The sequence below is a fragment of the Lujinxingia sediminis genome (assembly GCF_004005565.1).
Lineage (GTDB): Bacteria > Myxococcota_A > Bradymonadia > Bradymonadales > Bradymonadaceae > Lujinxingia > Lujinxingia sediminis.
Genome location: NZ_SADD01000001.1, coordinates 436,893 through 458,582, shown reverse-complemented (window position 1 = coordinate 458,582; position 21,690 = coordinate 436,893). Strand labels below are relative to the sequence as shown.

At 63.6% G+C, this 21,690-nt stretch carries 23 protein-coding genes and 1 tRNA gene; 8 read left to right on the top strand and 16 right to left on the bottom strand.

Annotated features, from left to right (window positions below):
• Positions 1 to 75 precede the first annotated feature (75 nt).
• The gene (locus EA187_RS01880; protein WP_164855898.1) at positions 76 to 822 is read left to right on the top strand and encodes an SRPBCC family protein; all 747 of its coding nucleotides are present in this window, start codon (positions 76 to 78) and stop codon (positions 820 to 822) included.
• Positions 823 to 844: 22 nt separating this feature from the next.
• Positions 845 to 1,519 carry an HAD family hydrolase gene (locus tag EA187_RS01875; protein WP_115603192.1) on the top strand — a complete coding sequence of 225 codons (675 nt, stop codon included), beginning with the start codon at positions 845 to 847 and terminating at the stop codon, positions 1,517 to 1,519.
• Between the two features lie 22 nt (positions 1,520 to 1,541).
• Here the strand turns inward: EA187_RS01875 and EA187_RS01870 are convergent, their stop codons facing one another.
• From EA187_RS01870 to EA187_RS01845, 6 genes are all read right to left on the bottom strand, one after another.
• Positions 1,542 to 2,036 carry a response regulator gene (locus tag EA187_RS01870; RefSeq protein ID WP_115603193.1) on the bottom strand — a complete coding sequence of 165 codons (495 nt, stop codon included), beginning with the start codon at positions 2,034 to 2,036 and terminating at the stop codon, positions 1,542 to 1,544.
• Positions 2,037 to 2,174: 138 nt separating this feature from the next.
• Positions 2,175 to 2,678: a hypothetical protein gene (locus tag EA187_RS01865; RefSeq protein WP_127778990.1), complete on the bottom strand. Its 504-nt coding sequence runs from the start codon at positions 2,676 to 2,678 to the stop codon at positions 2,175 to 2,177.
• Positions 2,675 to 4,075, bottom strand: a complete 1,401-nt coding sequence (locus EA187_RS01860; protein WP_127778989.1) for an MXAN_6640 family putative metalloprotease — start codon at positions 4,073 to 4,075, stop codon at positions 2,675 to 2,677. Before EA187_RS01860 ends, EA187_RS01865 begins: the two co-directional genes overlap by 4 nt.
• Positions 4,075 to 4,848, bottom strand: coding sequence for an HmuY family protein (locus tag EA187_RS01855; RefSeq protein ID WP_164855897.1), 774 nt, complete (start codon positions 4,846 to 4,848; stop codon positions 4,075 to 4,077). Before EA187_RS01855 ends, EA187_RS01860 begins: the two co-directional genes overlap by 1 nt.
• Positions 4,849 to 5,361: 513 nt before the next feature.
• Positions 5,362 to 5,435 (bottom strand) — tRNA-Arg (locus tag EA187_RS01850).
• A 189-nt stretch (positions 5,436 to 5,624) separates the two neighbouring features.
• Positions 5,625 to 6,455 carry a BRCT domain-containing protein gene (locus EA187_RS01845; protein ID WP_127778987.1) on the bottom strand — a complete coding sequence of 277 codons (831 nt, stop codon included), beginning with the start codon at positions 6,453 to 6,455 and terminating at the stop codon, positions 5,625 to 5,627.
• A gap of 378 nt (positions 6,456 to 6,833) precedes the next feature.
• Here EA187_RS01845 and EA187_RS01840 point away from each other — a divergent pair, with 378 nt between their 5' ends.
• Positions 6,834 to 7,148, top strand: a complete 315-nt coding sequence (locus EA187_RS01840; RefSeq protein WP_127778986.1) for a hypothetical protein — start codon at positions 6,834 to 6,836, stop codon at positions 7,146 to 7,148.
• A 100-nt stretch (positions 7,149 to 7,248) separates the two neighbouring features.
• Here the strand turns inward: EA187_RS01840 and EA187_RS01835 are convergent, their stop codons facing one another.
• The gene (locus EA187_RS01835) at positions 7,249 to 7,920 is read right to left on the bottom strand and encodes a hypothetical protein (protein WP_127778985.1); all 672 of its coding nucleotides are present in this window, start codon (positions 7,918 to 7,920) and stop codon (positions 7,249 to 7,251) included.
• Positions 7,921 to 8,011: 91 nt separating this feature from the next.
• The gene (locus tag EA187_RS01830; RefSeq protein ID WP_127778984.1) at positions 8,012 to 8,698 is read right to left on the bottom strand and encodes a hypothetical protein; all 687 of its coding nucleotides are present in this window, start codon (positions 8,696 to 8,698) and stop codon (positions 8,012 to 8,014) included.
• 58 nt (positions 8,699 to 8,756) lie between these two features.
• On the opposite strand from EA187_RS01830, the gene EA187_RS01825 reads away from it, so the two are divergent.
• On the top strand, positions 8,757 to 9,344 hold the full coding sequence (locus EA187_RS01825; protein WP_127778983.1) for a hypothetical protein: 588 nt from the start codon (positions 8,757 to 8,759) through the stop codon (positions 9,342 to 9,344).
• Between the two features lie 127 nt (positions 9,345 to 9,471).
• Here EA187_RS01825 and EA187_RS01820 read toward each other — a convergent pair whose 3' ends face one another.
• From EA187_RS01820 to EA187_RS01815, 3 genes are all read right to left on the bottom strand, one after another.
• Entirely contained in the window at positions 9,472 to 10,098 is a 627-nt protein-coding gene (locus tag EA187_RS01820) for an MYXO-CTERM sorting domain-containing protein (RefSeq protein ID WP_127778982.1), read from the bottom strand.
• Positions 10,099 to 10,200: 102 nt separating this feature from the next.
• The gene (locus tag EA187_RS20250) at positions 10,201 to 10,371 is read right to left on the bottom strand and encodes a hypothetical protein (protein ID WP_164855896.1); all 171 of its coding nucleotides are present in this window, start codon (positions 10,369 to 10,371) and stop codon (positions 10,201 to 10,203) included.
• 188 nt (positions 10,372 to 10,559) lie between these two features.
• Positions 10,560 to 11,354, bottom strand: coding sequence for a hypothetical protein (locus EA187_RS01815; RefSeq protein WP_127778981.1), 795 nt, complete (start codon positions 11,352 to 11,354; stop codon positions 10,560 to 10,562).
• A gap of 673 nt (positions 11,355 to 12,027) precedes the next feature.
• Here EA187_RS01815 and EA187_RS01810 point away from each other — a divergent pair.
• Positions 12,028 to 12,447 carry a fluoride efflux transporter FluC gene (locus EA187_RS01810; RefSeq protein WP_164855895.1) on the top strand — a complete coding sequence of 140 codons (420 nt, stop codon included), beginning with the start codon at positions 12,028 to 12,030 and terminating at the stop codon, positions 12,445 to 12,447.
• Positions 12,448 to 12,455: 8 nt separating this feature from the next.
• Positions 12,456 to 12,824: a fluoride efflux transporter FluC gene (locus tag EA187_RS01805; protein WP_127778979.1), complete on the top strand. Its 369-nt coding sequence runs from the start codon at positions 12,456 to 12,458 to the stop codon at positions 12,822 to 12,824.
• Positions 12,825 to 12,962: 138 nt separating this feature from the next.
• Here EA187_RS01805 and EA187_RS01800 read toward each other — a convergent pair whose 3' ends face one another.
• From EA187_RS01800 to EA187_RS01780, 5 genes are all read right to left on the bottom strand, one after another.
• On the bottom strand, positions 12,963 to 13,691 hold the full coding sequence (locus EA187_RS01800) for a metal-dependent hydrolase (RefSeq protein ID WP_127778978.1): 729 nt from the start codon (positions 13,689 to 13,691) through the stop codon (positions 12,963 to 12,965).
• Between the two features lie 124 nt (positions 13,692 to 13,815).
• On the bottom strand, positions 13,816 to 14,268 hold the full coding sequence (locus EA187_RS01795; protein WP_127778977.1) for a GNAT family N-acetyltransferase: 453 nt from the start codon (positions 14,266 to 14,268) through the stop codon (positions 13,816 to 13,818).
• Between the two features lie 9 nt (positions 14,269 to 14,277).
• Positions 14,278 to 14,919 (bottom strand): maleylacetoacetate isomerase, encoded by a 642-nt coding sequence (gene maiA / locus EA187_RS01790; RefSeq protein ID WP_127778976.1) that lies wholly within the window; start codon positions 14,917 to 14,919, stop codon positions 14,278 to 14,280.
• A 130-nt stretch (positions 14,920 to 15,049) separates the two neighbouring features.
• Positions 15,050 to 16,030: a fumarylacetoacetate hydrolase family protein gene (locus EA187_RS01785; protein ID WP_127778975.1), complete on the bottom strand. Its 981-nt coding sequence runs from the start codon at positions 16,028 to 16,030 to the stop codon at positions 15,050 to 15,052.
• A gap of 217 nt (positions 16,031 to 16,247) precedes the next feature.
• The gene (locus EA187_RS01780; protein WP_127778974.1) at positions 16,248 to 18,281 is read right to left on the bottom strand and encodes a hypothetical protein; all 2,034 of its coding nucleotides are present in this window, start codon (positions 18,279 to 18,281) and stop codon (positions 16,248 to 16,250) included.
• Between the two features lie 418 nt (positions 18,282 to 18,699).
• Here EA187_RS01780 and EA187_RS01775 point away from each other — a divergent pair, with 418 nt between their 5' ends.
• Together EA187_RS01775 and EA187_RS01770 are read left to right on the top strand one after the other, a co-directional pair.
• Positions 18,700 to 20,196 carry an HAD-IG family 5'-nucleotidase gene (locus EA187_RS01775; protein ID WP_164855894.1) on the top strand — a complete coding sequence of 499 codons (1,497 nt, stop codon included), beginning with the start codon at positions 18,700 to 18,702 and terminating at the stop codon, positions 20,194 to 20,196.
• On the top strand, positions 20,193 to 21,632 hold the full coding sequence (locus EA187_RS01770) for a trypsin-like peptidase domain-containing protein (RefSeq protein WP_127778972.1): 1,440 nt from the start codon (positions 20,193 to 20,195) through the stop codon (positions 21,630 to 21,632). Before EA187_RS01775 ends, EA187_RS01770 begins: the two co-directional genes overlap by 4 nt.
• The last annotated feature ends 58 nt before the right edge of the window (positions 21,633 to 21,690 follow it).

Below are 21,690 nucleotides of genomic sequence, written 5' to 3'. Positions count from 1 at the left end.
GCACGCATGAGCCGTGCGGCTGCAGGCCTCACAACCGAAGCACACGCAACGTATTCCCTTCTCCGAGGTTCCACCATGAGCTCGCGCGATCAACGCTCCGACACCGTGATGGCGCTCAACGCCCTGAGCCGCGACCCCGGCGCGCGCGAAGGCGCCGGTCTTGATGCCATCAACCCCCTGCCATTTATCGCCGGCGCACTTCTGAGCGCCTACGGGCTCAAGCGCCGCGGTGTGTTGGGCTACTTCCTCACCGGCGTCGGCGTTGGTGTGGCGTACCGAGCCGCCCGCGACGAGCAGCTTTTTGAGCAGGACTGGCAACGCCGCCTGCTGCACACCGCTGCCCGTGAGATGGCCCCCATCCAACACACGATCGCGATCAACCGCTCCCCGGCCGAGGTCTACGCCTTCTGGCGGGAGATTGAAAACCTGGCCATCTACCTGCCGCGCATCCACAACATCGAGCGCATCGATGATGCGCGCTCCACCTGGAGCTTCAAAGGCCCGGGCGACATGCTGCTCAAGAGCGAGGTTGAACTCATCGACGATCAGCCCGAGCGTCTTCTGGTCTGGCGCGCCATCGAGCCTTCCGACATCTTCCATGAGGGCTGGGTGAGCTTTGCTCCCATCGAAGGAGGCGCGGCCACCGAGGTTGATCTTCACCTGCGGGTGCTCGCCCCGGGGGGCAAGACAGGGGCGCGCCTGGTCGAGCTGCTGGGACGCATGGGTCCGCTCTCCCCGGCCGGCGACCTTGCCAGGATTCGCGAAGTCCTCGAAGCTGGCATTCCCGACCGGGTTGAGGCCGCTTCCTCCACCCTGCACTGAGACTCTGATTTGGCATCGTAACATGACCCAGACCACCCGGCGGCCCGCCGCCTTCTTCGACCTCGACCGCACCCTGATCGCCATCAACAGCGCCTTTGTGTACGCGCGCCACGAGCGGCGAGCCGGGCGCATCTCGGCGCTGCAATTCTTGAAGGCCTCGGCGTGGATGGGACTCTACCATCTCTCGCTCGTCGATATGGAGCGGGCCTTCGCCGAGGCGGTGCGCCACTACCGCGGCCAGTCAGCAGATTCATTGCGCGAGCGCACCCGAGAGTTCTTCAACGATCACGTGCTCAAGACGGTGCAGCCCGGTGCGGAAGCGGTCCTGGAGCGTCACCGCACCCAGGCGCACCCCCTGGTTCTGCTCACGGCGAGCAGCCCCTATATGTCAAAGCTGGCCGCGGAGCACTGGCAGCTCGATGCCTGGCTCTCCAACCGCTTTCCTATCGACGAGCAGGGAGCGCTGCGGGGCATCTTCGAGCGCCCCATCTGCTACGGCCCCGGCAAGATCTTCTGGGCGAAGACGTGGGCAGAACAGGCCGGCGTCGACCTTCAAGCCTCCTACTTCTACACCGATTCTTACTCGGATCTGCCCATGCTTCTGGAGGTCGGTCACCCGAGGGTGGTCAACCCCGATCCGCGTCTCCGGCGCGAGGCCCTTCGCCGCGGCTGGACCATCGAGGACTGGTCCAGCTGATCGCCTTCACACGCCGAAGACCTCAGCCCTCGACGAGATCTTCGTCGTTTTGCTCCGCACGCAAGAGCGCGCCGGCGACCTCTCCTAAGAGTTCATCGACCTCGAAGGGTTTTTGAACGATGCTCACGGCTCCCAGGCGGCGTGCCTCGGCCTGAATATCCTCGTCGTTGACTGCGGTAACCAGCACCACCGGCGGGCGCACCCGGCTCTCGCGCAGCCCCATCAAAAGATCGAGACCGCTGAAGTTGGGCATGTTGATATCGGCCACGATCAGATCCGGGCGGCGCACCGAGCGCCGATACACCTCCGAGGCGGCCACATAATTGAGCGCTTCGATCCCGTCGCCCAGCTCCACCACCTCAACACCGAGGTCTTTGAGCAAGAGCGCAATCAGCGTCCGCACCGCCTCATCATCCTCGACCAGCAACACACAACGTCCCGCCAGCTTCGTCCGGATGCGCTGGGAGGCGTCCGCCTCCTCCTGCCGCCCCACTGCCTGCATCTGCCCTGTCGTCATCACTCTGCCCTCATTGACCGAATTCACCTGATCTTCCCCTTCGACGCTCCCCGACACATCAGGCTTCAACAGCACCCCGGGCACGCATCTTCCATGATTTCGTGTGACACTTCGTTCATCTTCAAGCACTTACACGTCTCACACCCGCTCCACGCGCACCGGAAACTCGACCTCAACGAGCTCTCCCGACTCCATATCCATCAGGATCACTCCGTCGACCTCGTAGGCGCAAAGATACTCCAGCATCTGCCGCCGTGTGGCAGAGTTACGGACCGATGGAGCGCGTTTGCCTGTCTTAACTTCCACCACATAGCGCTTGCCGGCGCGCTCGACAAGCCAGTCGGCCGATAATCGCACAACTTCCTCATCGTCGTTGACGCGTACCACCCAGGTGCGACTGGCCTGCTCCTCCATGAGCTCATACCCCTCTTTTTGAAGCCAGCGGCCGGCGCGCACCTCGGCGCGGCGCGCGCGCTTCCCCTGGCGACGCGCCCTGGCGCTACGCCAGCGCCGGCGCAGACGAAGCCACACAAGCCCCGCCAGAAGCCCCAGCACCGCCACCACCCCCAGTGTGGTTTCCACAAGCCCCAGGCCGAGTGCCTCGGCCAGGCGTTCAACCGCCCCGCTTACCCCCTCCATCATCGCCTGCGACGCACGCGTCGTCCCATCAAACATAGTCCCAGAAACGCCCAGACCACGCTTGAGGTGCGACCACCACCGGCCTGCGAGCAGCCGCCCCCGCCGTCTTCACTGCTCTCGCTCGACGGGGTCTGCGGCTCCTCGCGCAGAAGACGCCCCTGCGCGCTGATCACCGCATCCTCGCCCAGGCCCTGACTCGCGACCAGATACACCGGTGAGTCTTCCGGCCCGACCGCTACCACGTCTCCGACCCCGACGCTCTCATAGCCCTGGGTGCCCTGCTGACCACCGCGAAGCAACGCCAGCTTCGCCGAGGGCCAGCCCTCCACCGCCACCGGCGTAAGGGTCATCGGCACCTTCACATCCCAGCGGGCAAAACGCGCGCTAAACGTGTCGACGTTTTGCTCCCAGTTGAACGCCCCCTCCCCCGGAAGATCCACCACCTCGACCCCGGCGAAACGCTCCGCCTGCGGGTAGCCCTCACCCTCACCGGCCAACTCACCTGTGAAGAGGTTGTAGATCGCAAAGAGCTCCAGCGCGTCATCAGCCTCACCGAAGCTCTCAGCGAGCTCGGCCTGGAGCGCATCTTCGATCGTCTCCGACGCGGCAAAACGCTCCGCCAACGCCACGATCATCTCTGAGCCGAAGACCACATCCAGGTAATAGAAAAAGATCCCCGCCCCGTACGCAAATCCATCGGAGGGGCCGCGGGCCCGATCGTTGAGGCTGCGTGCCGAATCTTCAAAGTAGTAGCCGGAGAGGCGCTCAAAATCGTCCTGCTCCGGGTAAACCAACTCCTCATACCAGCTCGCACTTCCCTCCGAGGCCCACACCGGCCAGTCGGCGCGGTAGGCAGCCTGCACCGCATGAAAGATCTCGTGGCTGACCACGATCTTCACCGCGAGCTCACGCGAGGGGTAATACAGCGGCACAAAGGCGTGATCGAGCATCGCATAGCCCGCACACCGCTCGGGCGCCCCCGTGGTGCAATACTCGGGCACAAACTGCCCGTCGCCGGCCTCAAAGTTGATCAGATAAATATCAAAACGCTCATCGCCCCCGTCATCGGCGCTCACCGGGTAGAGCTCGCTGTCCACCAGCGGCAATCGAAAACCATGGGTCGCCATCGCCTCAAAAACATCATCGCCCACCTCGGCGACGGTCTCGGCGATCTCCGGGGTTTCCCCATCGCCGGCGACTCGCGGCGATCGGTGCTCTCCTTCGGTGGCGTACCACACCCGCACATGCCCCCCGGGGCTGTCCAGGTAACGCGCCTCCCCCCCGTAACTCTGCGGATGCCCGGCCTCGGTGGGGCGCAGCGCCTGCGCCTCCCCCACTCCCAACGCCAACGCCGCGGTGGCCAACGATGCCGCCACCATCCTACGCGCATGTCCTGGCATCAGTTGATCTCCGCCCAGCGCAACTCAAACTCACCGCCGGTCCACCCGGTGATCTCCATCTTGTACGCCTCCCCCGTGCTCGGCACGCGCAGCACATAGACGTCGCCGGCAACTGGCGAGACGCCGCCGCCGTAGCTGTACCAGGACTGCGAGCCCGACGGGTTGTTCAGGTTCAGGTAGTTGAACGCCGTCATCGGCGTCCCGATCGGGTCGAGCTCCGGGGTGCAGCTCGCATCGTAGGTATCGTCGGTGCGGTAGGCCTCCGGATTGCCGGGCACCGAGTCGACATCTTCAAAGCTCGTGTTGCTCATTTTGGTCACGAGCACGCCGCCCGGGCCCGAGTCACCGCTGTTACTGCGAATCACAACGCGCTTAAAGCCCAGATGCCACTCCTCACTGAGCGCGGCTTCCACGTCGTTGAGTTGCGCTTTTTCGCCGGTCGCCAGGTTGAGGTACACAAAGGGGTTGCTCGCCACCCCCTGCGTGCCGCCGGCGCTCGCGTCGATCGTGGCGCTGAACACGCCCCCTTGCTCGCTGACCTCCACCGCCCCGCTCGAAACCTCTTCCAGCAGTGGCCAATCCGCCAGCATCTCCTCACCACAGGGAAGCTCGGCGAGTGCGTCGCGATCGTCGACTTCACCAATCTGCTCGACATCCCCGTCGCCGACATCTTCCTGGATCACGAGGGGCTCTTCCGCCTCGCTCCCCTCTCCACACCCGACCATGAGCCCCGCGGCCAACGCCACGCCAATCCACGCGCACTTCACCTTCATCGCTGCTCCCACATGATGCCGCACGCTCCTGGCGCACGGCGCATCCATGACACCGCTTCAGCGGCGGCCAACATCACATAACTCGCCGGTCATAGCGGAAAACCCCGGGGATCAGCAACCGGGCCTTTTCTCATGTGTCTGCGACCAAGGCCACCAACGGGGCCTCCCTCAGCACTGAGCATCCCTCCAGGTTTTGGCGGCATATGAATGGGGGCGCCTCGTCCCCCCGCGCTTTCGCCGGTCGACTGCCAGCACAGCGCGCGCCTTCGCCCTCACGCATCGCCTCGCGCTCAAAAACTGGCGGAGCCCAAAAGATCGCAACGCCTGAACGCGCCCCGCAGACCCGGCCACCGTTCCCATGGCGAGGATGACGCGCTTTCCGTCGAAAAACTCCCGGACGAGCTCGCGGTAGTACGTCAGGGACATGCTCACCTCCGGGGTTGAGACGAAAAAACCTCCCCGGACCCAACCCGGAGAGGCTTTTTGCAAAACCTTTTCAAGCACTTAAAGAAATGACCCCGACAGGAATTGAACCTGTGACCTATGGATTAGGAATCCATCGCTCTATCCAACTGAGCTACGGGGTCTGGGCGCGCCATCGCAGGCTGCGACGCCTTTTTTCGCACCCCTTGGCGCGCAGATCAAGGCGCTTTGTGCCCCTTGTTCATCACCAGGACGCTCCTCTCGACCAGACAGGTGGCGGAACCCCCTCGATGCCCTCCTGCAGGGGTCCGCGTGTCGGGGGGACACTACGCGCGTGTGGGTTCAGAGATGGTTCAGGTAAAGGATATGGGCGAGGTAAGGGAGGTGGAGGTCTGAACCTTCGGCCACGACCTGCGCTGTAGCACCTCGCGCACGTGATCGTGCACGGGCGTTCCGCCCAGATGCTTGAGCTCCGCAACAACGCGGCCGCCGGGGTGAAGGGTGAGGGTTAGCTCATCATCCCAGGGCTCTCCGGCGGAGATCGCTACCATCTCCGGCCGGGCCTCCTCGACAAGCTCTTTGATTCGCCCTGCCGGATCGTCGACCGGCGGGCCAGCGGGAGCTACAAAGTCTGAGAGCGGTGCCCCCGTCAGCAGGGCATCGAGCGCGTGTTTTCGGAGAAAGGGAACGCCTGCGTCCATTGCGGCAACCCCGTCGGCCGAGGGACTCTCACCGACGATGAGCAGATCGACGTGGGGCGAAGGCCTGGCCTGGGTCCGTGCTCCGAGAGCCTGCAATTGGCCCGAAAGGCTGGCTTTCGTGAAGCCGGTAATGCGGCCGACGATGGCGACGCGCAGGCCGGCAAGTGTTGATGCATCGGCACGGGCCTTCGCAGACGTCGCGGGTTTCTCGGCCGCCCCGGCTACCGCCTCCGCGACGGTCGCTCCATCAAGCAGGGCACGAAGCCCGGACAGGTCGAGGACCGGCACTCCGTGTTTTGCGGCACGATCAAGGAGCGCCTCCCGGGTGCCAGGGCCCGCCACAAGCACCCCGGTGGTTTTCGTGACCGACGTGAGCACGTAGGCGCCTCGGGCAATCAGATCCCACTTCACTTCGTCCGGATCCAGCGGGCTAAGATCACCGGAAAGAACAATTTTTACGTCTGCCAGAGTGATGCTGCTCATGGTCGGGTTACTCGCGTCGTGTGGTATCCTCGGCCGTCCGCGTCCATAGAGGAGGCAACGAGGGTGTCGGTGGTGGGAGTTCGCTTCTGGCCGGGGCACGACTCCCCGGGGCGTTTTGATGCCGGGGGCACGGCTTTCATCGAGGCGTATCCCCTTCCATAACCTGTGTTCGGACGCAAGGCAGCGAGTCGTCGAGCGGAGGTATCATGTGCGTGGGACGATGTCTGAGCGCGCCTGACCGCTCGAACCCACACATTCTACGTTACGGAACACCACTTCCTTCTCTGCTCGCTATACCCTTCATTCTGCTCTAAAGACGTTCAACCATTGACCAGTCAACCAACGCCCATTCAGGGGCTATCCATCAATGAGGTATGCATGCCAACGCTCGTCAAAGTGTTCGCCAGAAATGGTTCGGGCACGTCGGCCCGATATGTCTGCCAACGCTCTGATGTCATCAGCGGAGAAGAAGAGGGCATTGAGATCTGCGACCATAAACTTCTGGCAGAACTCATTTTATCATCAGGTCACTATGTCATGACGGAAATCGACCTGGGAGGAGGAGAGATTCTGGCAGAGGATCTTCTGATCGAAATCAAATCCCCGAACCCCGAGACAAAGAAGGATAACCTGGACGCTCTCCCCGAGTTCGACGAAGAAACGAAAGAGATTCGGATTCGGGGAAACACCTGAGACTCAAGGTCATGCGATGCCCCTCGACGTCACCTCATCGCTCTGAGGGGCTTGCACTCACCTTATTTTTCTCCCCTTTCCCTCCTTACCTGCCCCCCCCTCAAACCCTCCGACGTGCCCTGGTGCACGAGAAGCGCCCCGACCACACAAGCCCCACCACCACCCAGATCCACGCCCACGGCGTCGGTCCCTCCCCCTCTCCCCCATAGGCCGCGCATCCATAAAAAGGCGTAGCGCCCCCGCAGCTCCCGTCGTGGTCGTTGGGGACTCCGGAGTACGAGTACTGAACCAAAGCCAACGCCTCATACGCATCAGCCCACACCTCCTCCACGATCTGGCCCTCGCCAAAGAGTACGCTGAGTTGCAGCTCCCCTTCCCCTTCCGACTCGCCATAGAGCCAGGCAACCTCCACGCTCAGTGTTACGAGCGCCCCGTCAGCGACGCGTTCTCCGGGGGCATAATCATCGCCCGCGAGCACCCAGACGTCCTCGCCACAGGCGTTGGCGAGGTCGACGACCATCTCCACGCTTCCCCTATACATTTCAGTCCGAATCTCGGGCTCTACCACCAGGCAGCCGAAGGCTTCGTTCTTCCAGACCTCATCGATCTGCGCGTCGAGCTCGAGGTACTCCGGCTGCGGCTCGCAGCTCAACGCGTGGGCCGAGATCGGCACCAGCACTGTCGCAAACGCCGCCAACGCGACGAAAAGCGCCGGTACACCTGGCAAAGTTGGCGTCGAAGGTGTGTTGGGTGGATGGGACGTTACGTTCATTTATAACTCCTCAGCGAGGCGGTTGGCCCTCGCGTCAATCCAGACAAGGCGTGCTGTAGCGCGGCGAGTGCTACCGTCTTCATTCCGAATCTCAGCTACGCTCGCGCACTCGCCGCCTCACCCCCACAACCCCTAACGCCACCCACACCAGCGGCCAGGACGAAGGCGCTTGCGGCCCCGAACTCGTCACTGCGCATCCGAACGTGGTCCCCGGGCCGCAGGCGCCCTCATTGTAGTAGGGGTCCGCGTAGGTGGGCGTGCCCGAAAACGAATAATGCACGCTCGCCATCGCACGATACTCCTCAAACCCCATCTCCTCGCCAGTGCGCTCTGCGGCCGGGATTGCGCGAATCTCGGCGACGCCATTGCCCTGCTTTTCATCATCGAGCTTCCTGACCGGGCCGCCGAAGCGCAGCGTTTCTCCCTCAGCGACAATCTCTTCATACAGGTAGGGTTCCCCGTAATGCTCGTCGAGGTTCATCGCGATGGCGATGTCCTCGCCGCAGGCGTTCGCGACGTTGAGCCTCAGCGATATGGTGCCAAACTGCTCATCCTCGTCCATCTCATACTCCACCGCCAGGCAATCAAAGGCGGCCTCGCTATGCACCTCGTCGAGCTGCACATCAAGGTCCCCGTAGGCGTAGGGTCCGGAGCACACCGTGTCGGCTGAAGCCTCCGGCACGCCTGTCAGCGCGCCCCACCCCAGCAACAGCCCCACTCCACAGGACGCAACCCTCAACACCCGCTCTTTTGCGCCTTCGCCAGACTTCATCGTCATCATGCCCTCGCCCTGTCCATGTATCGCTTTCCTTAACCATTTCGTGGGAGCGCGCAGTGTGCCCGAAAAGCGCATCGCCTTTCCACCCCTTGGCCAGAAAGAAGCGCTCTGTGTGGACTGCGTCTCTGAGGATGGCACCTCGCCAGAGCGTTATGAGGCTGCCTTCTTCCAGCCCGACGAGGCCATGGCCAGCTCGGAGTGGTCCAACTCCTACAGCATCGCGCACACCATCAACGGCTCCGGTCTTCCCGGGGGCTTTGGGCCAGCCGATACCCACGCCGACTACGGTGGCAGCAACCACTGGACCACCTCCAACGGCGACATCGAGGGCGCCTGGGCCACCTACAGCTTCAACGGCCCGGCGACCATGGACACCCTCTACATCTGGCACCACCGCTCCACGATGCCCCCGGCCTACAGCGAGGGCTACGCCATCGCGCGCTTCGACGTGGAGTTCCTCGACGCCAACGGCGAACAGCTCCTGCTCCTCGAAGACCTGGCCGGCGAGCCGGAGCTGGCGAGCGCGGCGGTCTATGAGTTTGAGCAGGTGGAGGGGGTGCGCGATGTGCAGATCATCGTCCGCGAAAACAACGGCGATGAGCAGGTCACGGGGCTGGCCGAGGTGGCGTTTGGCCTGACCCGCTAACCCGCTGCTGCGTCGATCTGAAGCCCATATACAAAAAGAGCCGCCGGAGTTCTCTCCGGCGGCTCTTTTTGCTGGCCGCGACGCTCAGGCTCTGTGCCCGGCGCAACCATCGAGCGAAGCGTCAAGCTCAGGAGCGCGCGCTGCGCCGCACACGCCTCCCCAACCCCACAAGCCCCAGCCCCACCATCACCCAGGTCAGCGGCGCGTGGGCCGGAGTCGAGCTGGAGGCTGCACACCCGCCACACCCAACCGAGACTTCGTCGTTGCACTCAACGTCGCGGTTATCGCGGGGTGTCCCTTCAAAAGAATAGAGAACACGCACGATCGGCTCGTCCTCGCCGTCCACGCGAAACTCCAGCTCGCCTTCCCCTTGCGGTGCATTCTGGTAGCTCTCCACCTGCACCTCCAACGTCACCGCCTCTCCCGATGAAATGAACTCGTTATTTTGATAGGGCGGGTCCTCGAATTCGACCAGAATACCTTCCTCACACCCGTTAATGATGTCCGTGACAATCCAAATGCGCCCCGTCGCCGCGTCGGTGACGGGGTCAGCCTCGACGTCCAGACATGCGTAACGCTCGGTGGACCAGATCTCGTCGATATAGGCATTGAGCTCATCGTAGCGTTCGGGCGCGGGACAAAGGGCGGTCGCCTGCGGCACCCCTCCCACCATGAAACATCCTGCGGCGAGCCCCAGAAGCGCGGCCGACCATTTCTTGAAAGGGATGAACGTGGGGCGGTGTGATGGCAGCATGGCATGTCCACATCGAAAAACGTTTGATGACTCGAAAGCGGCAGGTCGAGCAGTGTGCTGAAGGGAACGTCCTTTTTCCGGCAGAAACTCTCCGGAGACTCGTCAGCCGCGCCGCGCACGGCGCCCCAGCCCTACAAGCCCCACTCCCACCTTCACCCAACCCAGCGGCGTCGGCGTTCCCGGCGCGACCAGCCCGGCAGCGAGCCCGAAGAGCACAGCCGAGGTCGTCGTGAATCGGGCGCGCAGGGACAAGACGGAGGGTGAGAACGTCATGCGATATCTCCGGGCATAGGGTTTGAGTCGTTCGGGGTGCGAGGGGGCAGTGTGCCGGGGCATCGATCGTATTTCCAGCCTTTTGGCGACGTGGTTCCCTGAACCCTGACCAAAAAAGACCGCCGGAGACACTCCGGCGGCCGATTTTGTTTCCCCCTTCATGCTTTAGCGCTTTTCATGATTGAAAATCACTCCGCCACCTCCGGCTGCGGCTCTGGCGAATCCCCCGGCTCGGGAGCAGCCGGCGAGGTCGGCTCGGTGAGTTCGCCATCCTCTGCTGGCGAGTCGATGCCCAGAGAGCGGTTGGTTGTGGGTCGCACGCGTCGGGCCAACTCATCATCGCCCGCCAGGCGGAAGAGCTGCTCCATGATTCCGGCGACGGCCTGGTAGATGCGCGACCACTCCTCGATCAGGGCGTCGCGCTCGGTGAGAAGGCGTTCGGCCTTGCGCTCCTCCTCGTTAAGCGTCGTCAGCTCTTTGCGCAACTCCTCGATCGGGGCCTGAAGGTTGTTGGCGAGCTCGCGGCTGGCAATGACGAGTCCCATGGCATCGATGTCGAGATCGGCCTCGCGCAACATCGCGGCGACGTTCTGACCAAAGGACTCCAGCGCTTTGGGCTCACGGGGCAACGTGCCGTCGAGTCCGAAGCGCTTTGCAAGGCCCGGAGCGCCGGCGTCCAGAAGCGAGCGCGTGCGCGAGAGCATCTCCAGGGTACGGGCAGCGGCCTCGTCCCGGGCCGTGCGGTGCTCGCCATCGTCGGCGCGCTCCCGGGCCAGCTCGGCTTCCTTCTGCCAGAGGCGTTCGGTCAGATCGCCAAGATCGTTGCCCTGCCCCTCAATGAATCGCCGCCAATCCGGCGTATCGAAGCCCATCTGCCCCTTGAGCTTCACGGCTACGTTCTCCCCGTGGACCTCAATCGAAGAGGCCACCCAGCGCCCCCAGTTCACACGATTCTCCACCGTCTTTCCCACTTTGTTACTCATCACAAACTCCTGTCTCCAAAAGCAGATGATGCGCCTCTCGTCTGCGCACGATCGCGCACGCAGACCTGAAACGAGCCGCAAACGGGCCCCCGTACGGCAAAACAACTCGGGTATGCGGCTGAGCCTAGCAAATGCTCCCCGAAGCTCAAACCGAAGCGCTGACCTGCCGCTGCTCTCAAACCACCGTCCCAGGTGCCGAGCTCGCGTTTTGAGTTTTCAAAACGCCTCCCCGACCGCCGAGCTCGCGTTTTGAGTTCTCAAATCGCCTCCCCCACCGCCGAGTTCACGACGCGCCAGTTCAAAACGCGTTGCCGACCGCCGAGTTCACGACGCGCCAGTTCAAAACACGTCCCCGATTGTCGAGCTCGTTTTTGGAGGCACACCCATAACGAGCACGGCCGATGAGCGCGCGTTTTGAGTTCTCAAAACGCCTCTCCGACGGCCGAGTTCCTCTTTTGTGTCGTCGCCTACGAGCCCACGGGCGTTGAGCGCGCGTTTTGAGTGCGCACATCGTGTCCTCGACACTCGCGAAGACGCTTTGACCCGCGCAGCCCTTGTCGCGACCGTCGCGCACACGGGATCTGCCCGATTCGACGCCCTCCCAGCCCTCATGCTAACTCTGCCGGTGCGGACCTCCGCGTGCGCTGAATCCCCAGGACTGAGTATTTTGCCGATGCCCACCTCCCCCCCGACCCGCCTCATCACGATCGTATGCGTCGCCCTGGGCGGCGCGCTCGGCGCGCTGCTGCGCACGGCTGTGGGCCTGGCGCTTCCGGCGATCAACGTGGTGCCCACCGGCACGCTGGTGGCCAACTGGGTGGGCTGCCTCTTCTTGGGTTGGGTGGCCACCCGCGTCGGCCAGATGCGGCGCCCCCCGGCCTGGTTGCAGCAGGGCGTGGGGGTGGGGCTGTTGGGGTCGTTCACCTCGACCTCGACCTTCGCGTCGGAGGCGTTCTGGCTTCTGAGCGACGCGTCGCCGGGGCTTTCGGCGAGCTACGTGGCGCTCTCGCTGGTCGGGGGTCTGGCGCTGGCGGCGCTGGGCGCGCGTCTGGGCGGCGGACAGCTCTCCACGAGCGCCGGAGGTGGGGCGTGAGCGGGGAGATGGCAGCCCTTGTGGGTGCGGGCGGGGCGGTGGGCGCGCTTGTGCGTTTTGCGCTCACCCGCGCGCTCCTCGGCGTCTCGAATCGGCTGGGCTTTCCGCTCAATACCCTGCTCATCAACCTGGGTGGCAGCGCGCTGCTGGGCTGGCTGATGGCCGGGGTCCGGGCCGCCGACTCTCCGATGTATGAGAGCCCGCTTTTGATGTTCGCCGGGTTCGGATTCTGCGGGGCGCTGACCACCTTCTCGACCTTCGCGGTGGAGACCCGGCAGCTTGCCGCGCGCTCCTTCTGGCGCGCGTCGGGATATGTGGTGCTGACGGTGGGCGGGGCTGTGGGGGCCTTTGCGCTGGCGCTCACCCTGAGCGCCTGAGGCCTGGAAGCACCTGGCGAGCGGGCTTCTCAACGGTGCCCGGTCGCGCAAAAGCAGCGCACGGCCGAGATATAAAAAACCGCCGGCCCTCAAGAGGCCGGCGGTTTTTTTAATCAGGACATAGCTCTCTGGAGACGCTTAGAAGGCGTGCTCCTGACCCGGCTCCAGCGCGACCACGTCGACCTCAATCTCGTAGCTTTCCAGGTACTCGATGAGCTGGGCCGGCGTGCCGGTGAGCCCGGGGGCGGTGCCAAAGTGGCAGGGAATCACCACGTCGAGCTCCAGCAGGTCGGCGGCCATCGCCGCCTGCAGGGGGTCCATGGTGAAGCGGTCCCCGATCGGCAGAATCCCCACCGTGGGTCCGTAGATCTCGGCGATCCAGGCCATATCACCAAAGAGCGCGGTATCGCCGGCGATGTAGAGCGACTCCCCGGTGGAGAACTCCACCACAAAACCGGCGGCTTCTCCCAGATAGATGCTCATGCCGTCGGCCTCCTGGAAGGACGAGCTATGGCGCGCATCGGTCATGGAAACGCGTACATCAAGGTCTTCGAGCTCCACCGTGCCGCCCTTGTTCATGCCCACGAGCTGCTCGGCCGCCACCCCGCGGCTTCCCAGCCAGCTGGTCAGCTCAAAAATGCCGACGAAGGGCCCCTGACAGCGCTCGGCCACCTCGAAGACATCGCCGATATGGTCGAAATGACCGTGGGTGATCAAGACCGCGTCCGGCGTCAGCTCGTAGGCCTCCGCCGGGCACTTCGGATTGGATCGCAACCACGGGTCCACCAGCAGGGTCTTTCCCTCGGGGGTGGTGATCACAAAGGTGGAATGTCCCAGCCACTGAATGTTTACGCCTTCCAACGCCATGGTCGTCTCCTCATGTGTGTACGTGGTGGTTTGCCAGTTTTTTATGCAACACCGACCGAACACCATGATCGGCGTATTTCATTTCCCACCGGGGCGCCCGGTCGTATGACGCCGCGGCAGAGCATCAACGCGGGCTGCCGGAAGGCCAGCGCATCATCACGTGGGGAATCTCCGCCTCGACAAAGGGCTCGCCATAACGCTCCCAACCCAGAGTCGTGTACCAGCGCTCCAGATGGGCCTGGGCGTGCAGCTCGGCCGCGCGCTCGCCAAGGTAGCGCTGCACCGCCTCCATGACCTTCGTGCCCAGGCCCTGCCCCTGACGCTCGGGATGCACCGCCACTCGCCCGACCACCATCGGCGACGTTTTATGGAAGATGCGGGCGGTGCCCACCAGACGCTCATCGGCCCTGAGAAGCACATGGGCGCAGTCGACATCCAGGCCGTCGACCTCGGGCTCGGCGGTGATCTTCTGGCCGACGACAAAAACCTCGTTGCGCAGGACCATCACCTCGTAGAGCTCCAGCTTGCTGAGCTCTTCAAAGGTCTTGATCTGCACTTCCAACGTGAACGTCTGCACGTCAAAACCTCAGGGAGCGTCGGGCTGCTGGTCGGGGTGCGAGAGCTGAAACGCCTCCAGCGCGTTGCAGCGCTCCTCGATGCCCAGGATGGTCGGGAAGGCCTCCAGATCCACGTCAAATCGACGCGCGTTGTAGAGCTGGGGGATAAGACAGATGTCGGCCAGGCTGACCTCATCGCCCACCGAGTAGGTGCCGGCGCGGCGCTCCGCGAGCAGCTCGTAGGCGCTCAGGCCGCGCTCGATCCAGTCGCGGCACCAGGCTTTGGCGTCGAGGTCGGTCTCGGCTTTGATCTTTTGAATCACCGCCAGGTTCTGCAGAGGCTGGGTGCCGGCGTTGATGACCTCGGCCATCTCGCGGGACCAGGCCCGGTGCACGCGGTTGGCCGGCAAGATCGCCGGGGTCGGCCGCAGCTCGTCGAGAAACTCCAGGATGGCCAGCGACTGGGTGAGGTAGATCTGCTCGCCATTCTCCTCCCACTCCAGCATCGGCACCTGGCGCATGGGGTTTTTGGCGCGATACTCCTCGCTATGCTGCTTGCCACCGCCTTCGACCAGGTGCACCGCGCGGTAGTCGTAGTCGAGCGCTTTGAGTGCGAATCCGATGCGCACCCGCCAGCTTGAAGAGCTTCGCCAGTATCCGTGAAGAATCATCGCCGCCTCCATCCCCGGGTTGAGGGCCCGTTCCGGGCCCGATTGAGAAGCGCTAAACACACGCGCGCCGCGGGTCCAGAATGCCCGGCGGCGCGGCGCGCGTACCACAGTTGATGCCGGTGGCCCGGCCTCAGTCGGCGTCAACGACCTTCTGGTCGATGGTGCCGAAGATGTTGTTGCCCTCGCTGTCGAACATCTCGATCTTCACCGTGTCGCCGGGCTTCATAAAGGGCGTTTTGAACTCACCGGTGTCGATCTTCTCGAGCATGCGCTGCTCGGCCAGGCACGAGGAGCCGCGGCTGCGATCGTCGTTGGAGACGGTGCCGCTGCCCACGATGGTGCCCGCGGTGTACGCGCGGGTTTTGCAGAGGTGCTGCAAGAGATCGTTGAACGAAAAATGCATCTCGGGACCGGCCTCCGGGTCGCCGAATTTTTCGCCGTTATAATAGGTGTAGAGCGGCAGGTGGATGCGGCCCTCCTTCCAGGCCTGGCCAAGCTCGTCGGGGGTCACGGCGAAGGGCGCAAAGGCGGTGGCCGGCTTGGACTGGAAGAAGCCAAAGGACTTGGCGAGCTCGGCCGGGATCAGGTTTCGGAAGGTGACGTCGTTGAGGATGACGATGAGCTTGATGTACTTCGAGGCGTCGGCCGCCTTCACACCGCGGGGGGTATCGCCCAGGATGACGCCGACCTCGGCCTCAAAATCGGCGCCCCACTCGATGTTGGGGACTTCAATGGGGTCATGGGCGCCCAGAAGCACGCCCGAGCCGCCCTGGTAGACGAGCGGATCGGTCTCCAGGGTTTCGGGCGGCTCGGCGCCGCGGGCTTTGCGCACCAGCACGATGTGGTTGATATACGCCGAGCCATCGATCCACTCGTAGGCTCGGGGAAGCGGCGCCATCATCTGCGACGGGTCCACCGGGGTGCCCTCCACCTGGCCACTCTCCAGCTTCTCGGCCAACGCGCGCAGCTTCGGCTCGAGCGCATCCCACTGGTCGAGCGCGGCCTGCATCGTCGGGGCGATCTCGGCGGCCGAGGCGTAGACCGAATTGTTTTTGCCCACCACCACAAGCGCGCCATCACGAGTACCGTTGCGTAGCGTTGCCAGCTTCATGCATCAACCTCCAGGTTGGTTCATTTCAGTGCGAAATCTCGCCCCTAGACGTAGCCACGGGCCGCCGGGGTGTCAATGCCCGCTCGCCAGGGAGCGACGGCATAAAAAAAGGGCGCTCCCCCGCGGGGGAGCGCCCTTTTCATGCATCCTTTGTCCTCACCTCAGGGCCCCCCGTGGGGAGCTACGCCGTGGTGAGGACACATGCGGCTCGCGAAACTCAGTTCGTGAACACGTCGAGCTTGTACTCGCCATCGGAGCAGAAGTTCATGCCCAGGAAGCTCTGGCAGAAGGGCTCCACGCTCAGGAAGTAGGTGCCGTCTTCCTCAACTTCGTAGATGAAGGCCGAGAAGAAGGTCTCAGCATCGGCCTGACCGACGTAGTAGTCCGCAGCCAGGATCTGGGTGGACCCGTCACCTTCGAAGAGACGCACGACGGTGTCGGTGGTGGAGGGATCGTCAGCTTCCGGGTCGGCGGGAAGTTCGGCACCACGCGAGGTGCGCGCCACGAGCACGTCACCGGCGACGAGGTCGACGGAGAAGAACTGCACCGGGGTAGCCGCTTCATCGATGGCTTCAGCGGCTTCCGTGTCGAGCAGACCGAAGACCTGAGCCGGAAGCTCGATGGCTTCGGCGTCGGCGCTGGTCAGCAGCTGATCGGTGAAGGTGTAGGTGGTCGGGCCTTCGGGCAGGGTCGCGTCCACGAAGGTGGCGTTGAGGGCGTAAGTGGTGGTGGGCGAGCCGCGGAAGGTCGCGTCACGCACCAGCACCGGCATCGTCACAGCTTCGTCGGCGTCGTTGTACAGGACAGCTTCCGCTTCGAAGGCCGGCGAGAAGGTCCAGTAGTCGGCGCTGACAACCAGGGGAGCGAAGTCGGCTTCGGCGACTTCGGTTTCCACGGCCAGGCTCACGATGGTCTTGGCGGGAACGACCACGTCGAACCAGGTCACGTTACCGACGTCAGCGAGCACCTGAGGCGACGTCAGAGTTCCTTCGACGGTGACGGCCCCGCGGGCGACCGCTTCGACGGTGAGCGTAAAGCCGAAGCCCTCGCCACCGACCGACTCGGCACCTTCGGTGAGGTTACGCTCATCGGAGACGTAGAGGAGGAAGGTCTGCGCCTCTTCCTCGTCAGCACCAACGCCGACGTACATACCGGCGCGGCCTTCAACGGGCTGCGAGCCTCCGACCTGCTGCTCTTCACCGGCCGGGCCGGAGACGGCCACGATAGCCGGGGTCAGGGCGTCATCGCCTTCCACGAGCACGCGGAAGTTCTCGCCGGGCTCCACCGTCAGGGAGTAGGCCTTGAGGTCTACACCGACCAGGCGGGCTTCGATGTTGCCGGTTTCTTCGGCGCCATCGGCGACGACGACCGGCTCGGTGGTGCCGCCTTCGTAGGTCTCCATCGTCAGCTCGAAGAGACCGTCGGCGTCGTTGCTGTAGGCGTCGACGATGACGTAGTAGGTGTTGCCGCTGGTGATTTCGGCGAAGACCTGCGAGTCATAATGGCCGTCACCGAAGTCATCATTCTGGGCGATGCGGGCGTCAGCGGCCACGTCCCAGACGTGCAGGAAGGTGTCGACGCCGCCTTCGGGCGCAAGACGCTGGGCGGAGGTCTCGGCGGCCAGGGTGCCGTCGAGATCGGCCACAACCTCATAGACCTTGATCGAGCCGTCGCTCATATCGCCTTCGGTCACACCGGGGAGGGTCGGCGTTTCGGGGGCAAGCTCAACCACCTCGGTGGAGATTTTGTAGGCACCGCTGACCCCTTCGCCGGGCAGCGAATAGATCTGGTGGGCCCCTTCAGCGTAGATGAAGAACTCCCGGGTGGCCGAGTCACCGGAGTAGAAGAGCACACGACGCCCTTCATCGGCCATGGTCTCCACGACCACGTTAAACGCGCCTTCGCCCGTGAAATCACCATCCACACCGTCGACGGTCACCTTAAGCGCGGTACCGGCCTCAAGGTTGAGCTCGTAGTACTGAGACGCACCATTGAGCTGCCCACCGAAGGACTGACCGACGTCAATGGCCTGAGGGGTGTCGGGATCGTTGACGGCATCGCCCATCCACACATCCACTTCATCTTCGAAGGGGTGCGGCTCGTTGGAATCGGTGTCGGGATCGGTGTCGTCACCGGCATCGGTATCCACATCGGTGTCGGGGGTATCGAGCGGCGTATCGTCGCCGCCACAGGCGGTGACCGAGGCGCTCAGCAGGCCGACAAGCAGCATTGCAAACAACTTCCTGGACATGGTGTTACTCCGTCAGAATAGTGACTACATTGTTGCCCCGGGACTTCGCGGGCACCTGCCTGCGAGACCTTTTCTGCGCGGGCTGCCGGGGGCAAACTCAACTTAGTCGACGCTCTATCACAGCCCCAGACGTGATTCCAGCGAATCGATGTTGGCCTTTGTAAGCGTCGATACATCACCCGGCAGCCATCACGCTGCCCGGGCCGCCGTACCCTGAGATAAGAGGCGGAATCCCCGACAGGCCCTGCCTGTTGTTCAAAGGCTGCTCGCGGCCTGCCCGCATCCTGCGCCCACGTGGCAAACCAGGCTTCTGCGCGTCGTCTCTTCTGGCCGCCCGCTCTATACTCACGCGACGATGCCGCCCCGTACTGCTGGACGCCGGGGCCCTCACGACAACGACATATGCTTCGAGACAACCTTGGTTAACCCTCCCGACTCCGAGCGGCCTCTCTCGCTGCTCCAGACCCTGCGAAAGGGTCACTCGCCATCGCTCGCTCCCGTCCACCAGGTCTTCTGCAACCGCGACCTCAACCTGGCTGAGGTTGAGGCGGTGGGCTTTGATATGGACTACACCCTGGCGCATTACCACCAGGACGCCATTGAGCGTCTCAGCGTGGAGAAGACCCTGGAGCGCCTGGTGATCGAGCGCGGCTATCCGCGCGAAATCCTCGAGTTAAAGGTCCCGACCGACTTTGCGATTCGCGGACTTGTCATCGACACCGTGCGCGGCAACATCTTTAAGCTCGACAGCCACCGTTTTGTAGGCCGGGTCTACCACGGATTTAAAGAGCTGAATGGCGACGATATTATCGAGTACCACACCCAGGCGATGAGTATGACGACCTCGCGCTACGCGCTGGTCGACACGCTCTTTGCGCTGCCGGAAGCCGCGCTCTATGCCACGCTGGTCGACTACCTGGAGCGCACTCGCCCCGAGCAGCGCCACGACTGGCGGCGCCTCTACGACGATATCCGCTACAGCATCGACCTGGCCCACCGCGACGACTCCATCAAAGATGACATCATCGCGAATATGGATCAGTACCTCACCCGCAACCTGGATCTGGCGCACACTCTGCAGCGCCTGCGCAGCGCCGGTAAAAAGCTCTTCGTGCTCACCAACAGCTACGCCCGCTTCACCGAACACGTGATGAGCTACCTGCTCGACGATCTTCTGCCTCAGCTTCCGCGCTGGCAGGACTACTTTGACATCGTGATCACCGGGGCGTCGAAGCCAGGCTTTTTCACCGACCGTCAGCCCTTTTTGCGCGTCGACGCCAGCGAAGAGGTCAGCGGCGAGGAGTTCGGGCAGTTTGAAGCTGGCCAGATGTACCAGGGCGGCAATCTCATCGACTTTCACCGCATGACCGGGTTCCGCCCCGATCGGGTGCTCTACGTCGGCGACCACATCTACGGCGATATCGTGCGCAGCAAGAAGTCGACGGCCTGGCGCACCGCGATGGTCGTTCAGGAGATCGAGGGCGAACTGCTGCGAACCGATGAACTTCGCGGGGAGCGCGCGCGCCTCGACGCCATTGAGCATGAGCTGGTGCGCATCAACGAAGAGATCGCCTTTGAGCTCGGGCTGGCACGTCGCCTCCAGGAGCTCGACGCGCCGGAAGGTGACGTCGAGGTGAAGGCGGCTTTCGACGAGATCACGCGCATCCAGAGCCAACTTCGCGCCCGTCGCCAGAGCGTCCTTCAGGAGCTCTGGCAGGTCGAGCGCCAGCTTGAAAGTGAGTTTAATCGCTACTGGGGATTACTCTTTAAGATGGGCAATGAGAACACCATCCTCGGCGAGCAGATCGAGGTGTACGCCTGCATCTACACAAGCCGCGTGGAGAATCTGGTGCATTACTCACCGATGCACTATTTCCGCGCGCCGCGACAACCCATGCCCCATGAGCGATCATGAGACCTCTCCGCCTGGCCACTAGTCCCCTTCTCGCTCGTCTGACGCTCGCGATCTGTGCGCTGGTCATGCTGCTTTTTGCGGGTGGCACACAGGTCTGGGCTCAGGACGCCGAGCGCGTGTTGTGGACCGAAGGTCGGGGCGCGCGGGGGGTGAACACCTCCCCCTTCGTGACGTTGGTCGAGGAGGTTGGTCCGGCGGTGGTCAGCGTGATGGTGAGCTATGCGCCGGGAACCGGCCCCTCGCACCTTCGGGACTTAAGCTCGGGGCCAGCGCTGGCTCAGGGCTCGGGATTTGTGATCCACGAAGACGGCTACGTGCTGACCAACTTCCACGTCATCGATAACGCGTCGAGCGTCGATGTGCGTTTTAGCGATCGGCGCGAGATGTCGGCGCAGGTGGTGGGTGTGGACCAGCCCACGGATCTGGCGCTTTTGAAAATCGACTCGGTTCAGGGGCCTCTTCCGGTCGCTCCGCTGGGTGATAGCGATGCGCTCCAGGTCGGTGAGTATGTGCTGGCGATTGGTAACCCCCTGGGGCTCAATCATTCGGTGAGCGCCGGCATCGTCAGCGCGCTCGGAAGGCGTAACCTTCCGGTGGAAGGACGGGAGCAACAGGGCGACTTTATTCAAACGGACGCGCCCATCAACCCCGGCAACTCCGGCGGGCCGCTGGTCAGCATGAATGGCGAGGTGATCGGCATTAACACGGCCATCAACCGCCAGGGCCAGGGCATCAGCTTTGCGATTCCTATCAACATGGTGAAAACGCTGCTGCCTCAACTCCAGGATCGTGGCTTTGTCGAGCGCAGTTGGCTGGGGGTGCGCGTGCAAGACCTGGAGCCGATGCTCGCGACAAGTTTTCGGCTGGAGAGCGCCGCCGGGGCACTCATCACCGAGGTCGTTGAGATGAGTCCCGCCGCGCAAGCCGCGCTTCAAGAGGGCGACGTCATCACGCATTTTGGTGGGCGCACCATCCTCACCAGTGACGATCTTCCCTGGTACGTCTCGACCACCCCGGCCGGAAGCACCGTGGATGTGGCGATCATGCGCGCCGGGGAACGTCAGCGCGTCGAGGTGCAGATGCAGGCCATTCCCGACCAGGCGCGTCCCAGCCTTCCGCTGGCCGCGGGGAATCTTCCGGCCGACCCGACCCGCCCGACCCGTTTCGGGGTGGAGGTCGCCCCGATGACCGCACGTCTGGCCCGCCAGGTACGCGCTCCTGATGAGCGCGGCGTGCTGGTCACCGGTATGAGCGATGACTCCCCGGCGCGTCAGGGAGGCCTGCGCAACCGCGATATCATCGTCGAGGTAGGCGCTACCCCTATCGACTCGCAGGAGAGCTTTGAGCAGGCGGTGGCCGCACTGAGCACAGGCGAGGTGGTGCGCCTCAAAATCATCCGCCGAGGTCGCTCGGTCTACCTGGCCTTTGAGCGCTGAGCTTTGTGCCGGCGATGATTGACACCTGCGCGGCGCCCTCCCTAACATGCGCCGCCCT

What these genes read in the sequence shown, in the direction of transcription:
- EA187_RS01875 (WP_115603192.1), top strand. Translation starts at nt 845, where the DNA reads ATGACCCAGACCACCCGGCGGCCCGCCGCCTTCTTCGACCTCGACCGC.
- EA187_RS01810 (WP_164855895.1), top strand. Translation starts at nt 12,028, where the DNA reads ATGCCCACCTCCCCCCCGACCCGCCTCATCACGATCGTATGCGTCGCC.
- EA187_RS01780 (WP_127778974.1), bottom strand. Translation starts at nt 18,281, where the DNA reads ATGTCCAGGAAGTTGTTTGCAATGCTGCTTGTCGGCCTGCTGAGCGCC.
- EA187_RS01855 (WP_164855897.1), bottom strand. Translation starts at nt 4,848, where the DNA reads ATGAAGGTGAAGTGCGCGTGGATTGGCGTGGCGTTGGCCGCGGGGCTC.
- EA187_RS01805 (WP_127778979.1), top strand. Translation starts at nt 12,456, where the DNA reads ATGGCAGCCCTTGTGGGTGCGGGCGGGGCGGTGGGCGCGCTTGTGCGT.
- EA187_RS01880 (WP_164855898.1), top strand. Translation starts at nt 76, where the DNA reads ATGAGCTCGCGCGATCAACGCTCCGACACCGTGATGGCGCTCAACGCC.
- EA187_RS01860 (WP_127778989.1), bottom strand. Translation starts at nt 4,075, where the DNA reads ATGCCAGGACATGCGCGTAGGATGGTGGCGGCATCGTTGGCCACCGCG.
- EA187_RS01830 (WP_127778984.1), bottom strand. Translation starts at nt 8,698, where the DNA reads ATGACGATGAAGTCTGGCGAAGGCGCAAAAGAGCGGGTGTTGAGGGTT.
- EA187_RS01865 (WP_127778990.1), bottom strand. Translation starts at nt 2,678, where the DNA reads ATGATGGAGGGGGTAAGCGGGGCGGTTGAACGCCTGGCCGAGGCACTC.
- EA187_RS01835 (WP_127778985.1), bottom strand. Translation starts at nt 7,920, where the DNA reads ATGAACGTAACGTCCCATCCACCCAACACACCTTCGACGCCAACTTTG.
- EA187_RS01820 (WP_127778982.1), bottom strand. Translation starts at nt 10,098, where the DNA reads ATGCTGCCATCACACCGCCCCACGTTCATCCCTTTCAAGAAATGGTCG.
- EA187_RS01870 (WP_115603193.1), bottom strand. Translation starts at nt 2,036, where the DNA reads ATGACGACAGGGCAGATGCAGGCAGTGGGGCGGCAGGAGGAGGCGGAC.
- EA187_RS01785 (WP_127778975.1), bottom strand. Translation starts at nt 16,030, where the DNA reads ATGAAGCTGGCAACGCTACGCAACGGTACTCGTGATGGCGCGCTTGTG.
- EA187_RS01845 (WP_127778987.1), bottom strand. Translation starts at nt 6,455, where the DNA reads ATGAGCAGCATCACTCTGGCAGACGTAAAAATTGTTCTTTCCGGTGAT.
- EA187_RS01840 (WP_127778986.1), top strand. Translation starts at nt 6,834, where the DNA reads ATGCCAACGCTCGTCAAAGTGTTCGCCAGAAATGGTTCGGGCACGTCG.
- EA187_RS01800 (WP_127778978.1), bottom strand. Translation starts at nt 13,691, where the DNA reads ATGGCGTTGGAAGGCGTAAACATTCAGTGGCTGGGACATTCCACCTTT.
- maiA (WP_127778976.1), bottom strand. Translation starts at nt 14,919, where the DNA reads ATGATTCTTCACGGATACTGGCGAAGCTCTTCAAGCTGGCGGGTGCGC.
- EA187_RS01815 (WP_127778981.1), bottom strand. Translation starts at nt 11,354, where the DNA reads ATGAGTAACAAAGTGGGAAAGACGGTGGAGAATCGTGTGAACTGGGGG.
- EA187_RS20250 (WP_164855896.1), bottom strand. Translation starts at nt 10,371, where the DNA reads ATGACGTTCTCACCCTCCGTCTTGTCCCTGCGCGCCCGATTCACGACG.
- EA187_RS01770 (WP_127778972.1), top strand. Translation starts at nt 20,193, where the DNA reads ATGAGACCTCTCCGCCTGGCCACTAGTCCCCTTCTCGCTCGTCTGACG.